The following is a 12,124-nucleotide window of genomic DNA, read 5'->3' on the forward strand; positions in this document are numbered from 1 at the left end:
GACCTCTGATGTCAGTGACAGAAGCCAGGACAGTACTGGCGGCCTGGCTCGCGCAGCACTCGGTCGCGCCCGACACCTGGACACCGGAGGCTCTGCAAGGCTGGCACACCTCACACGCCGAGGAGTGGATCGTCTTCACATCACCCGGCAACGCGAACCGCCTCTTCCTGGTTGCCGACAGCAACGTATTCTCGTTCGCCCCGAGCGAACTCTCATTGGCGAAGGCCGTTCGCGCGGCCCGAGAGGAGGGCCAGCGATGAGCGAATTCCTCGACTACATCGCCGGCGCCGATCTGATCACCGAGAAGGCCGTCGTGCTCATGCAGGACAGAGCAGTGATCGGCCTGTCGACCTGGCTCCTCGACGCTGCGCTGGCAGCCGAGAAAGCCAACCGCGAACTGCAGTTCGTCACCCCGCCCACCTCTAGAGTGACGCACGCGGTCCGGACCCAACTCCTCGTCGGCGGCTCGCGGTGGGTGGTCCAAGCGGACAGTCCGTACGACGGTCTGACCGGCGTACCGCTGACCTGGAACGGCGAGCTGTTCGTGCCGACCGGGGAGACGGGCCAGCCGCGGCCGAGTCAGCACTGGCTGGCGCCGCCGGACGAGATCCATGCGAATCTGCAGATCGTCGCGCGAGTCCGGCACGCCGCGGTCGAGTCCGCGGTCGTTGGCGGCGCCACGGAGTTCTTGTTCCGCGAATTGGCCGGCGGACCGCCGGCAGGTTGGGGGACCGAGGAACCGGTCAGTCAGCTCTGGGACATCCGGGAGCTCACCCAGTTCTGCCGCCGCTGGGCGCCGCGCAGCACCCTGCTGACGGTGGCGGGTGAAGGCCCGGTCAGCGGCGTGATCGACATCGACGTTCGTCCGGCCGGATTGGAGGAGACGGCAACCATTGCCATCGGCTACCAAGGCATGGAGACGCCGTTGCCCGAGGCACTCTTCCCGGCGGTTCGTGAACTGGCGGAGCGATTCGACCTGGTCTCGATGTTCATGCTGGGGATCGGCGGCTCCGCGGATGCTTGCCTGCTGCCACGATTCACCGGCGTCGCCGATCCGGTTGCACTCGTGATCGGTCAGGACGGCCGCGCCGCGATGGGACCAGAGGCAGCGAAGGCTGTCGAAGCCGGGGTGGCGACGTCGATCGGTCACGACACGGCGCTGTGGTTCCCGATCGGCACCGGGTACTGCGCTCCCGACTGGGAGACGTTCTCCACGATCATGCGCCGGATCACGATCGCGACCGCACACCACTCCGGCAAGCCGTCCACCCAGAAGGTCGAGTTCACGATGCCCAATTGAACGGCGTCTGCGATCGTCGGAGTATGAGCGATCTCATGGACGTGTGGGCAGTCGACCGGCCCGCGCCGATCGATCAGGGTCCGTTGCAGCGAGTACGTCGTACCGTCCCCGTACCCGGACCGGGTGAGGTACTGATCCGGGTCGAGGTGTGCGGCATCTGCCGGACCGACCTGCATCTGTGTGAAGGCGACCTCGAGCCGCGCAGACCGGGAGTCGTGCCGGGCCACCAGGTCGTTGGTGCCGTGGTCGATCGCGGCACCGGAGCAGACCGGTTCGCCATCGGCGACCGCGCTGGCATCGCGTGGCTGCGGCGTACGTGCGGATCGTGTGAGTTCTGCCGGTCGGGCTCGGAGAACCTCTGCCCGCGATCGTCGTACACAGGCTGGGACGCGGACGGCGGTTTCGCCGAGTACGCCGTCGTGCCGCAGGACTACGCGTACGCGCTGCCGACCGATCGCCCGGCGGTGGAGTTGGCCCCGTTCCTCTGTGCGGGGATCATCGGCTACCGCTCACTGCTGCGGGCGAACCTGCCGCCCGGTGGCCGCCTCGGGATCTACGGATTCGGGTCCAGCGCCCACCTCACCGCCCAACTCGCGATCGCGCAGGGTGCGGAGCTGTTCGTGATTACCCGGGGCGCGCAGAACAAGGAGCTCGCCCGAGAGCTGGGGGCCGCGTTCGCCGGCGACACCACCGACCGGCCGCCCGTCCCGCTGGACTCGGCCATCGTCTTCGCCCCGGCCGGTGACGTGGTGCCGTACGCCCTCGAAGCGCTCAAACCGGGAGGAACCGTCGCGGTCGCCGGGATCCATCTGAGCGACGTACCAGTGCTGAACTACGAGCGCCATCTCTTCCACGAGCGCGATCTGCGCAGCGTCACGTCCAACACCCGTCGCGATGGTGAGGAACTGTTCCGTCTGGTCTCGCGGCTGCCGGTCCGTGCGCACACCACCGAGGTCCCGTTCGACGCGGTCGACCGAGCGCTGTCCGACGTCGCGCACGGCCGTGCCGTGGGGTCGCTGGTCGCCGTCCTGCCCGGTTGAACCGGACCGGCCTGTTGAGCGTTAGAACTAAGTGAAGATTGATCCGGGGGCGGGGTCCGGACTTCAGGGAGGACGGCTAGCTGCGTTAGATTTGATCAAATCTTACCGGACCCAGGGAGTGTGAGCGCCGTATGCGGGATCTGACCAGGCAGGCGTGGTCGGACCGTACGGCTGTTCCCTGCACACCGCGAGACGGGCAGTGCTGAGCAAGGTACTCGGCGCGGTAGGTGTGGTCCTGCTGATCGCCGGGGTCGTGTTCGCCGTCCGTCCGGTCCACGTCGACGACTTCAACTGCGGTTCGGTCTTCCAGCCGGGCAACGGGGTCACGCCGATGCAGTGCGATGCGCGGCTGAAGTCTCGCAGCGACCTGGTCATCGGCTTCGGCTCCGGCGGCATCGCCGTCCTGCTGGCCGGCTTCGCGGTCGCGGCGGTCCGCGACCGCCGCGACCGCGTCATCTCCTCCTGACCCTCCTGTCGCGGCGTCAGCCGCGGACGATCGTGCCCAGGACGTCGTTGAACGCCTCGGTCGAGGACGGGTGGGTGTAGATCGACTCGCGCAGTTCGGTCGCGGTGATCCGGTGCCGCATCGCCAGCGCGACGGTGTTGATCAACTCCTGCGCGTCGACGCTGAGCAGCGCCGCCCCGAGGATCTCGTCGGACGCCGCGTCGATGACGAACTTCATCACCCCGCGCGTCTCCTCGACGATGTACGCGCGCGGCATCGCCACGATGTCGGCCACCCGCTGCATCCCGATCCTGACCTGATGACCGGCCGCACGGGCCGCCTTCTCGGTCAGCCCGACGGTCGCCAGCGGCGGGGACATGAACAACGTCTGCGGTACGGCGATCCGGTCGGCAGTGGATCGTTTCCCGGAGCCGAGGAGCTGGTCGAGCACGATCCGGCTGTCGTCGAGCGAGATATAGGTGAACTGCGGTCCACCGTTGACATCGCCCAGCGCGAAGATGTGCGACTGGCTGGTCCGAAGGTGCTCGTCGACCTCGATCGCACCACCGTCCGTCGTCTTCACACCGGCGTTCTCGAGCCGTAGTTCGGCGGTCGCCGGCGTACGGCCGGTCGCGGCCAGAATCGCGTCCACCGGGAGGCTGTGCTCGCGGCCGTCCTTGCGGTAGACGACCGTGTCCTCACCGCGGATCTCCAGCACCTCGGCCCCGGTCACCACCTCCACGCCGTCCCCGGCCAGAATCTCCGATGCGGCGGCCGCGATGTCGTCGTCCTCCCGGCCCAGGATCTGCGGCGACGCCTCGAACACGGTCACCGCGGTCCCGAATCGCCGGTAGATCGACGCGAACTCGATGCCCAGGTAGCCACCGCCGATCACGGCCAGCCGGCCGGGCAGGTGGGAGGTGTGGATCAGGTCCACGTTCGTCACCGTCCGCGGGCTCTCGCGCAGACCTGGGATACCCGGAATGACCGGCTCCGAGCCGGTGTTCACCAGGATCGTCTCGCCGACCACCCGGACCTCGCCGGATCCGTTGCTGACAGCAACAGTGTGCGCGTCGACGAAGTGGGCCGTGCCGGTCAGGACCGTGATCGTCTCGGCGCCGTTGAGCGCGTCGTAGTTGCCGGCCCGGAACGTGGAGGTGAGCGCCTGCACCTCGCCGATCGCGTGCTCGAACCATTCCTGCGGTGAGTCGTCCGGACGGCGCCGGCCGGAGTGGTGCACCAGCGCCTTGGTCGGAACGCAGCCGACGTTCGGGCACGTCCCGCCGTACATCTGGTCCGAGCGTTCGATCAGGATCACCCGGCGGCCGGCCCGTCCGAGCGTGGCGGCGGCGACCTTGCCACCCTTGCCGAACCCGATCACGACGACGTCGGCCCGCAATGTGTTCTCCGCAGCAGCAGTCATGGCTTGAGTCTGACGGGTAGCCTTGAGACAGAACAGCCGATTCCAACTCACTTTTCTGCGCAGATGTCTCATGGATGCCATCAGTTACGTGATCGGACTCGCCCGGATCCGGGCGAGCGTGGACAAGCGCTGCCTGCTCGCCGGGGCGACCGAGATGAAGGTCCCCGCGTACGGCGACGCCGAGGCCGCGTTCCACTTCGTCCTGGACGGCGACTGCGTCCTGGAACTGCCGGACCGGCAGGTTCCGCTCCGCGGTGGTGACGCTGTGCTGCTCGCCGGCAGCCCGCCGCATCTGATCCGAACGGCGGGGCCGGGCCGGGTCCGCTCGTCGGTCGAGACTCCCGGGACCGCGTTCGACACGATCCGCAGTCCCTCGGGCCAGGCGGTGACGGACATCTTCTGCGGTCACTACTCAGTCGGGTCGGGTTCCGGCGTACTGCTGCTCCGGAGCCTGCCGGATCCGTTGGTCGTGTCGTTCGACGCCGCCGACGAGTCCGTCCGGACCCTCGCCGCACTGCTACGGGCTGAAGCGCTGGCCGAGGGCTCGGGTACGGCGGCCGTCGTCGACGCACTGTGTGCCGGGCTGCTCGCGATGATGCTGCGCCGCGGTGACCTGCCAGGTGTCGCGCCCTGGACGGCCGTCGCCGATCGGCGGATCGCCGGCACCATCGACGCCGTCCTCGACGACCCCGGCGCCGACTGGACGCTCGACCGCCTGGCCGCGACCGCCTCGATGTCCAGGGCAACTTTCGTCCGGCACTTCGGCAAGCACACGCGAACGACGGTCGCGGCGTTCGTCACCAGTCTGCGGATGATGGTGGCCGCGGACCTGCTGGCCGACCCCGAGCTGACGGTCGCCGCCGTCGCCGCCCGGGTCGGCTACCACTCCGAGTCGGCCTTCAGCAAAGCCTTCCGGGAGGCCACCGATGTCACGCCCGGGCGCTACCGCCGTACTCAGATCGCACGGCAGGGTTGACCTTCACACTGTGTCAAGCCGGAAGGTGGGGACATGTTCACCATCGGAGACTTCGCGGCATTCGGGCAGGTATCGCCCCGGATGCTTCGGCACTACGACGCGATCGGGCTGCTCCGGCCGGCCGTGGTCGATGCGGTCAGCGGGTATCGCTACTACTCGGCCGACCAGTTCAGCCGGCTGAACCGGATCATCGCGCTGAAGGATCTCGGGTTCAGCCTGCAGCAGGTCCAGGAGATCGTCGACGCCAAGCTGAGCGCCGAGGAACTCCGCGGCATGCTGCGGCTGCGCCAGGCGCAGCTGGAGGCCGACCTGGCACGCGGTACGGCGCAACTCGTCAGTGTCGAGGCGAGGCTCCGCCTGATCGAGAAGGAAGGTCACATGCCTACCGACGACGTTGTCCTGAAACGTATCGCCCCGACCAGGGTCGCGGAGCTGTCCGCGATCTGCGCCAGCTACGACGGTGCGGACATCAGCCCGGTCCTCCAGCCGCTGTTCGTCCAGCTCTTCGAACGCCTCTGTGCCGCCGGTGTGACGCCGACCGGTGCAGCCGTCGCCTACTACGAGGACGCCGACGAGGAGCAGGTCCGGGCCCATGCCGCCGTACCCATTGACACCGGCACAGACACCGGCACAGACTCCGGCTCCAGCCCCGACGTCGAGTTCCTCGAACTGCCCGAGCTGCCGCAGGCCGCCACCATCGTGCACAAGGGCGACATGATGGAGGCGGACCGCAGCATGCAGACGCTGGCCCGCTGGATCGAGGACAACGGCTACCGCAGCCTGGGCTACGCCCGCGAGGTGACGCTGGAGTTCGACCCCGGCAACCCGGCGAACTGGGTGCACGAGTTCCAGATCCCGGTCACAAAGCAGAACTGACCGTCGCGAACGAGTGTGGCGGCAGGGTGACCCGCAGGCCGCGGGGGTCGGATTCCAAGCCGGTCAGCGAGACCGGCGAGACTGCCTGCGGGTCACTCGGCGTGTTGTGGTCCTGCGGCTTCGATGCTGTGAGCAACCGTCCGGCCGGGTTCCGCAGCTCACCACCCCGCAGATCCAGTACGACGTCCAGCGGCGCAACAGGATCCAGGTTGCTGACCGAGATCAGCGCCTGCCCGTCCTTGACGCTCGCCGACACCGACACCAGCTCCATCGTCTTCCCGTCCAGCTTGTACGGCGCCGGCCGCTCGACCACATGGACCGGGACCGACACCGCATCCTGGTGACCCTTGTTCATCTCGAACACGTGGTACGTCGGGGTGCGGACCAGACCACCGTCCTCGTCGGTGAGCAGCATCGCCTGCAAGACATTCACGGTCTGCGCGATGTTTGCCATCGTCAACCGATCGGCGTGCCGGTGGAACACGTCGAAGTGCAGGCTTGCGACCAGCGCATCGCGCATCGCGTTCTGCTGGTACAGGAATCCGGGATTCGTGCCCGGCTCGACGTCCCACCAAGTGCCCCACTCGTCCAGCACGAGGCCGATCGCCCGGTCCGGGTCGTAGGCATCCATCACGGCCTTGTGCCCGCGGATGACCCGCTCGATGTCCTGGGCCTTGATGATCGTGCGGTAGTAGTCCTCGACATCGAAGTCGGTCGCGCTGCCCTTGCTGTCCCAGGTCCCGGCCACCGTGTAGTAGTGGATCGAGACGGCCTGGAAGATGTTTCGCGGCGTGCGACCACAGCCGAGGCAGCTCACCGCCTTCATCAGGGCCTCGGTCCAGGCCAGGTCGTCGTTCGAGGCACCCGCGGCGATGCGGTAGAGCTTGTTGTCGCCATGGTCGCGGCAGAACGTGGCGTAGCGGCGGGCGAGATCGGCGTACGCCTCGGCGCGCTGGTTGCCGCCGCATCCCCAGGCCTCGTTGCCGATACCCCAGAACGGCACCTTCCACGGCTCGTCGCGGCCGTTGGCCTTGCGCTGCCGGACCATCGGGCTGTCGCCGTCGCGAGTGAGGTACTCGACCCACTCACTCATCTCCTGGACGGTCCCGCTGCCGACGTTGCCGTTCACGTAGGCATCGGCACCGAGCAGTTCGCACAGCGCCATGAACTCGTGGGTGCCGAAGTGGTTGCTCTCTTCAACATTTCCCCAGTGCGTGTTGATCATCGACGGCCGGTCCGCCTTCGGCCCGATGCCGTCCTTCCAGTGGTACTCGTCCGCGAAGCAGCCGCCCGGCCAGCGCAGGTTGGGGATGTCCAGCGCTCGCAGCGCCTCGACCACGTCCAGCCGGATGCCGCCCTCGTTCGGCAGGTCCGAGTCCTCGCCGACGTAGAAACCGCCGTAGATACAGCGGCCGAGATGCTCCGCGAAGTGCCCGTACAGATGCCGGCTGATGGCCGGACCGGGTACGTCGAGATCGATCACGACGCGCGCTGCTGATGCAGTCGACATGACTCAGCTCCTTGGTCTCTTACAGTTGTCGCCATGAAGAAGGCATCCACCGTGGTGACGATGGCCGACGTGGCGCGGTCCGCGGGGGTGTCCACGATGACGGTCTCGAACGTGATCAACGGCCGGCCGCGGGTCGGTGCCGCGACCCGGGAGCGGGTCCTGGCCGCGATCAACGAGCTCGGCTACCAGGTCAATCTGGCCGCGAGGCACCTGCGCGCCGGCCGCACCGGCGTGGTCGGACTCGCGGTTCCGGAGCTTGAGCGCCCGTACTTCGGTCAGCTGGCGAGCCGGCTCGCGGATCGCTTCGAGGCGCAGGGTCTGCGGATCGTGATGGAGCGGACCGGCGCCAGCCGCGAGGGCGAGATGGACGCGGTCGCGTTCTCCCGGCTCCGGATGTACGACGGCCTGATCCTCAGCGTGGTCGACATCGACCCGGCCGAGCTGGCCCAGATCCGCACCGATGCGCCCGTGGTGATGATCGGTGAGCGGGCGCTGCCGTCGGGGTTCGACCACGTGATGATGGACAACGTCGACGGCGCCCGGCAGGCGACCGCGCACCTGCTCGCCACCGGCGCCCGCCGCATCGCGATGCTTGGTGGCGACCCCACCGGTTCCGCGAACATGCCGGCTCTGCGTGCTGAGGGCTACGCGCTCGCGCACACCCAGGCCGGCGTACCGATGGAGCCGGACCTGGCCGTCCGGTGCAGGTTCCGCCTCCAGGACGGGTACGACGAGGTCCGGCGACTGATCGAGCGGGGGATCGGCTTCGATGCCGTGTTCGCGCTGACCGATCTCGTCGCGATCGGCGCGTTGCGCGCGCTGGCCGATGCCGGACTGCGCGTGCCGGACGACGTCCAGGTGGTCGGCTTCGATGACATCGACGAAGCGCCGTACCTGGTCCCGTCGTTGTCCACCGTCAACCCGGGGCACGAGGAGATGGCCGACGCGATCACCGCACTGCTGCTCGCCCAGCTCAACGGCGGAGGTCCGACCCGCGACCCGCAGGAGTTGATCGTGCCGGCGCACCTGATCCGGCGCGGCACCACCAAACCCGTCGACTAGCAGCACGTGGACCTCCTGTCGCTACAGGAGGTATATCGATAAATGGCGTGCTGGGCAAGACGTGTCGTCCTGCCCAGCGGGTCAGCTCACTCCGTCAGCAACTTCTCGATCTCCGCCAGTTGCTCGTCGCGGAGCGGACCGAACGACAGCGCGGCCGCGTTCTCCTCGGCCTGCGCGACAGTGCGGAAGCCGGGAATCGGGACGGTCCGCGGGCTCCGTGCCCACAGCCACGCGAGCGCGCCCTGCGCCAGCGTGCGGCCGTCGCTCTCCAGTACGTCGCGGATCGCCGACACCTTGTCCCACCACTCCGGAGCCGGTACGCCGCCCTTGTCGAAGAAGCGCAGCCACGACGGCGGCAACGTGCGGATGTCCGCGCCGGTGGCCGGCCGGTCCGCGGCGCGGCGGCCGAGAATACCCATGCCCAACGGCGTCCGGTTGATGCTGGCGAGGTCGGCCCGTTCGCAGAGCGCGAAGAAGTCCGACGCGTCGTGCAGGACACTCGCCTCGTGCTGCACCGCTGAGCAGTGCTCGCCCTCGGCGAAGAGTTCCGCGCTGTGCAGTGTGTCCGTGCTCCACGCGTAGCTGCGGATCAGTCCTTCGCGGACCAGGTCCTCGCACGCTTCCCGCAACGGCAGTGCGATCTCGTCGGTCGTGTCGAAGTGCAGTTGATACAGGTCGATGTGGTCGGTGCCGAGGCGGTCGAGCGACGCCCGGACAGCCTTGTGCACGTACTCGACCGAGCCGTCCTGGTGGTGCATGACCCGCGTCGACTCGTCGAAGGTGTTGCCCCACTTGGTCGCGATCACGACCTCGTCGCGCCGGCCTCCGAGGGCCTTGCCGAGAACGCGCTCGCTGTGGCCCGCGCCGTACACGTCGGCGGTGTCGAAGAACGTCACACCGAGGTCGATCGCCCGCCGGATCGCGCGCACCGACTCCTCGTCGTCCACCTCACCCCAGCCCAGCGGTTCGCCGGCCGGATTGCTGAACGGACCGCCGATCGCCCAGCACCCGAACCCGACCGGGCTGACCTCGATCGCTACTCGTCCCAACGTGCGCATATCCATGACACCGACCCAACCAAGGATCGCTTCATCGGTCCAATGAATCTTTTCCGCACTATTGATGCGTGTGATGCATGGATCAGTAGCCGGTCGCGCGGGCGGCCAGTGCGTGGTTCATCGCGACGAACTGGGGCTCGATGGTGCCGGTGAGCATGGAGCGGGTGAACGGGACGGCCGCGCCGCGGAAGGTCTCCTGCTGGATCAGCCGGGTGTGGCCGTCGGGCAGCGCCTCGAGCCGGAACGAGTGCTCGCCGTCGAAGATGCCGCCGAAGCCGACCTTGCCGATCCAGCGCAGTTCCTTGCCCGGCTCGACCACGAGCAGCGTGGGCTTGAAGGTGAGCTCCTCGCCCTTTGTGTCGCGCAGGACGTTGGTGATGGTCCCGCCGGTCGTCAGCTCACCGGTCGACGACACGATGAACGGGTTCCACTCCGGGTATGCCTGCCGGTCCGCGAGCACCTTCCAGACCTGGTCCGGTGGCGCGGCGATGTCGAGCTCGGTGTGCAGCACGAACGGACGGACGATCGTGTAGATGGTGTAGCCGGCGACCAGGACGACAAGAGTGCCGAGGGCAACCAGGATCTTGTGGCGCTTCTTCATGACTTCTCCGGATCAGGTCCGAGGGTGCTGTGCACCAGCTCCCTCACGTAGGCGGAATCGATGGGCTCACCGGTGACGAGGAGCCGGTAGTACAGCGGCCCGACCAGTTGGTCCACGAGCACGGCAGGGGAGGCGTGCCCGGGGACGAGACCGTCCGCCTGGGCCTGCCCGATGACCGCAGTGACAGCCGCATGCCGCTCAGCCCACAGAGCGCGCACGCTCTCACCGACCCTCGGCTCCCGTGCGGCAGCCGCAGCCAGATCGGCGATCAGAGTCGTCGGTACGGCGCTCAGCGTGGTCGCGATGCCCGTCACCAGCTCGGTGAGGTCGCGGCGCGGGTCGCCGCTCGGCTCGAACGGCACGGCGGCGCGCAGGCCGGTGATCATCGCGACCACCAGCTCGGCCTTGGATGGCCAACGGCGATAGAGCGTCGTCTTCGCCACGCCGGCCCGGTCCGCGACCCGGTCGACCGACAGGCCGTCGTACCCGCCGGCTCGCATCTCGGCCATGGCGGCCTCGAGCACACGTGCCTCGACGCCGGTATCTCTCGGTCGTCCTCTCACCATTTCTCTATTTTCGCTACTACAGTATCGAAAAACAAGGCTGACATCGATTGTCAGTGATTGGTGGCAGCGTCGGGCGGGTGATCAGATCGCACAGACTGCTGCTGCCCGCAGCCTTCATCACCTCCCTGGGGAACAACATCCAACTGATCGGCGCCGCGCTGCTGCTCGTCCAGGCGCAGGGGTCGATGCTCGACGTCGGCTGGCTCTTCATCGCCGTCGCCGTGCCGCAGGCGGTGTTGTCGCCGTACTTCGGCCGGCTGGCAGACAGGCTCGACCGGCGGTTGCTGTGGATCGGTTGCGATGTCGTCAGTGCGGTCGCGGCGTTGGGTCTGCCGATCGGTCTGGCCGTTGGCGCGCCGCAGCAGGCTGTCGTCTACGCGAGCAACTTCGCGCTGGCCGTGCTGGCCGCGCTGTTCATGCCGGTGAGTGCCGCGCTGGTGCGGGAGCGAGTGCCGGCGCCGGAACTGCGCCGCTTCAGCGGGCACTACGAGATCGCGTTGCAGAGCGGGATGTTGCTATCGGCATCGGTCGGCGGATTCGCCTTGCAGTACTTCGGTTCCATGCCGCTGTTCGTGTTCAACGGGATCACGTTCGTTGCCTCGGCGCTGCTTGGCGTTGCCGTCGGCGCCCGACGCCGGCAGGTCGAGACTGTGGCCGAGACGCCGTCGGTGACCAAGCGAGTGGTGGTCAGGTTGCCGGTCGGAGCGCTGGCGCTGCTCTACGGTCAGGGGCTGGTGGTGGTGACGGTGTTCAATGCGCTGTTGCCTGTCCTGATCGTCGGTGAGTGGCATCGCGGTGCGGCGGTGGTCGGAGTCGTGGACGCACTCGGTGGTGCTGGGTTCCTGCTGGCTGCGGTGGCTTACCGGCGTTCCACAATACGGCTGGGTGATCTGCGGGTCGCGCTGGTCGGGTTCGTCGCGTGCAATGCGTTGCTGGTGCTGCAGCCGCTGTTCGGGGTTGGTGCGCTGATGGGTCTCGTGCTGGTCGGTGCGTTCGTGTTCGGCCAGGCCAGGATCGCGACGCGGTTGCTGCTGATGACGTCGGTGGACGAGTCGCAGGTCGGCCGCGCGTTCGGTGTCGCGAACGGCTACGGGCTGGCCACGACGGTCGTCGTCATGCTGGTCACGTCCGCGATCACGGATCGCACCAGCACCCCACTACGGCTTCGCGGCGCTGGCGGCCATCAGCCTCGCCACCGCGGTGCTCGCCGCCGTCTGGATCCGCCGGGCCGAATCTGACAGAGCTTATATAAGTGCTGTTACGATGT

The 12,124-nt window shown here is 67.9% G+C and carries 13 protein-coding genes; 8 read left to right on the forward strand and 5 right to left on the reverse strand.

Features of this window, described 5'->3' with window-relative positions; all coding sequences use genetic code 11:
* The first annotated feature begins 8 nt into the window (after window positions 1–8).
* The 4 genes from E0H73_RS29560 (at window position 9) to E0H73_RS29575 (ending at window position 2,806) form a co-directional block, all read left to right on the forward strand.
* Window positions 9–260, forward strand: coding sequence for a hypothetical protein (locus E0H73_RS29560; protein WP_131361876.1), 252 nt, complete (start codon window positions 9–11; stop codon window positions 258–260).
* Window positions 257–1,300 carry a DUF6177 family protein gene (locus E0H73_RS29565; protein ID WP_131361877.1) on the forward strand — a complete coding sequence of 348 codons (1,044 nt, stop codon included), beginning with the start codon at window positions 257–259 and terminating at the stop codon, window positions 1,298–1,300. The genes E0H73_RS29560 and E0H73_RS29565 overlap by 4 nt, the downstream gene beginning before the upstream one ends.
* A gap of 23 nt (window positions 1,301–1,323) precedes the next feature.
* The gene (locus E0H73_RS29570) at window positions 1,324–2,340 is read left to right on the forward strand and encodes a zinc-dependent alcohol dehydrogenase family protein (protein ID WP_238164363.1); all 1,017 of its coding nucleotides are present in this window, start codon (window positions 1,324–1,326) and stop codon (window positions 2,338–2,340) included.
* A 199-nt stretch (window positions 2,341–2,539) separates the two neighbouring features.
* Window positions 2,540–2,806 carry a hypothetical protein gene (locus E0H73_RS29575; RefSeq protein ID WP_131361878.1) on the forward strand — a complete coding sequence of 89 codons (267 nt, stop codon included), beginning with the start codon at window positions 2,540–2,542 and terminating at the stop codon, window positions 2,804–2,806.
* Window positions 2,807–2,822: 16 nt separating this feature from the next.
* Here the strand turns inward: E0H73_RS29575 and E0H73_RS29580 are convergent, their stop codons facing one another.
* Window positions 2,823–4,208, reverse strand: a complete 1,386-nt coding sequence (locus E0H73_RS29580; RefSeq protein ID WP_131361879.1) for an FAD-dependent oxidoreductase — start codon at window positions 4,206–4,208, stop codon at window positions 2,823–2,825.
* A gap of 70 nt (window positions 4,209–4,278) precedes the next feature.
* On the opposite strand from E0H73_RS29580, the gene E0H73_RS29585 reads away from it, so the two are divergent.
* Both E0H73_RS29585 and E0H73_RS29590 read left to right on the forward strand, forming a co-directional pair.
* Window positions 4,279–5,184, forward strand: coding sequence for an AraC family transcriptional regulator (locus tag E0H73_RS29585; protein ID WP_131361880.1), 906 nt, complete (start codon window positions 4,279–4,281; stop codon window positions 5,182–5,184).
* 33 nt (window positions 5,185–5,217) lie between these two features.
* A complete protein-coding gene (locus tag E0H73_RS29590) occupies window positions 5,218–6,060 on the forward strand; it encodes a MerR family transcriptional regulator (RefSeq protein WP_131361881.1) in 843 nt (280 codons plus the stop codon).
* On the opposite strand, the gene E0H73_RS29595 is transcribed toward E0H73_RS29590, so the two are convergent.
* Entirely contained in the window at window positions 6,044–7,570 is a 1,527-nt protein-coding gene (locus E0H73_RS29595; protein ID WP_131361882.1) for an alpha-N-arabinofuranosidase, read from the reverse strand. The two genes, E0H73_RS29590 and E0H73_RS29595, sit on opposite strands and share 17 nt — an antisense overlap.
* A gap of 33 nt (window positions 7,571–7,603) precedes the next feature.
* On the opposite strand from E0H73_RS29595, the gene E0H73_RS29600 reads away from it, so the two are divergent.
* Window positions 7,604–8,632: a LacI family DNA-binding transcriptional regulator gene (locus E0H73_RS29600; RefSeq protein WP_202867613.1), complete on the forward strand. Its 1,029-nt coding sequence runs from the start codon at window positions 7,604–7,606 to the stop codon at window positions 8,630–8,632.
* A gap of 86 nt (window positions 8,633–8,718) precedes the next feature.
* Here the strand turns inward: E0H73_RS29600 and E0H73_RS29605 are convergent, their stop codons facing one another.
* The 3 genes from E0H73_RS29605 to E0H73_RS29615 form a co-directional block, all read right to left on the reverse strand.
* A complete protein-coding gene (locus E0H73_RS29605; protein ID WP_131361883.1) occupies window positions 8,719–9,696 on the reverse strand; it encodes an aldo/keto reductase in 978 nt (325 codons plus the stop codon).
* Between the two features lie 76 nt (window positions 9,697–9,772).
* On the reverse strand, window positions 9,773–10,291 hold the full coding sequence (locus tag E0H73_RS29610) for an SRPBCC domain-containing protein (protein ID WP_131361884.1): 519 nt from the start codon (window positions 10,289–10,291) through the stop codon (window positions 9,773–9,775).
* The gene (locus E0H73_RS29615) at window positions 10,288–10,857 is read right to left on the reverse strand and encodes a TetR/AcrR family transcriptional regulator (RefSeq protein ID WP_131361885.1); all 570 of its coding nucleotides are present in this window, start codon (window positions 10,855–10,857) and stop codon (window positions 10,288–10,290) included. The genes E0H73_RS29610 and E0H73_RS29615 overlap by 4 nt, the downstream gene beginning before the upstream one ends.
* Before the next feature lie 77 nt (window positions 10,858–10,934).
* Here E0H73_RS29615 and E0H73_RS29620 point away from each other — a divergent pair, with 77 nt between their 5' ends.
* Window positions 10,935–12,095, forward strand: coding sequence for an MFS transporter (locus E0H73_RS29620; protein WP_165555873.1), 1,161 nt, complete (start codon window positions 10,935–10,937; stop codon window positions 12,093–12,095).
* The last annotated feature ends 29 nt before the right edge of the window (window positions 12,096–12,124 follow it).

Source organism: Kribbella pittospori (assembly GCF_004331465.1).
In the GTDB taxonomy this organism is placed as follows: Bacteria; Actinomycetota; Actinomycetes; order Propionibacteriales; family Kribbellaceae; genus Kribbella; species Kribbella pittospori.

Coding starts and splice junctions, on each gene's coding strand:
- E0H73_RS29560 (WP_131361876.1), top strand. CDS start 9: ATGTCAGTGACAGAAGCCAGGACAGTACTGGCGGCCTGGCTCGCGCAG.
- E0H73_RS29565 (WP_131361877.1), top strand. CDS start 257: ATGAGCGAATTCCTCGACTACATCGCCGGCGCCGATCTGATCACCGAG.
- E0H73_RS29570 (WP_238164363.1), top strand. CDS start 1,324: ATGAGCGATCTCATGGACGTGTGGGCAGTCGACCGGCCCGCGCCGATC.
- E0H73_RS29580 (WP_131361879.1), bottom strand. CDS start 4,208: ATGACTGCTGCTGCGGAGAACACATTGCGGGCCGACGTCGTCGTGATC.
- E0H73_RS29585 (WP_131361880.1), top strand. CDS start 4,279: ATGGATGCCATCAGTTACGTGATCGGACTCGCCCGGATCCGGGCGAGC.
- E0H73_RS29590 (WP_131361881.1), top strand. CDS start 5,218: ATGTTCACCATCGGAGACTTCGCGGCATTCGGGCAGGTATCGCCCCGG.
- E0H73_RS29595 (WP_131361882.1), bottom strand. CDS start 7,570: ATGTCGACTGCATCAGCAGCGCGCGTCGTGATCGATCTCGACGTACCC.
- E0H73_RS29600 (WP_202867613.1), top strand. CDS start 7,604: ATGAAGAAGGCATCCACCGTGGTGACGATGGCCGACGTGGCGCGGTCC.
- E0H73_RS29605 (WP_131361883.1), bottom strand. CDS start 9,696: ATGGATATGCGCACGTTGGGACGAGTAGCGATCGAGGTCAGCCCGGTC.
- E0H73_RS29610 (WP_131361884.1), bottom strand. CDS start 10,291: ATGAAGAAGCGCCACAAGATCCTGGTTGCCCTCGGCACTCTTGTCGTC.
- E0H73_RS29615 (WP_131361885.1), bottom strand. CDS start 10,857: ATGGTGAGAGGACGACCGAGAGATACCGGCGTCGAGGCACGTGTGCTC.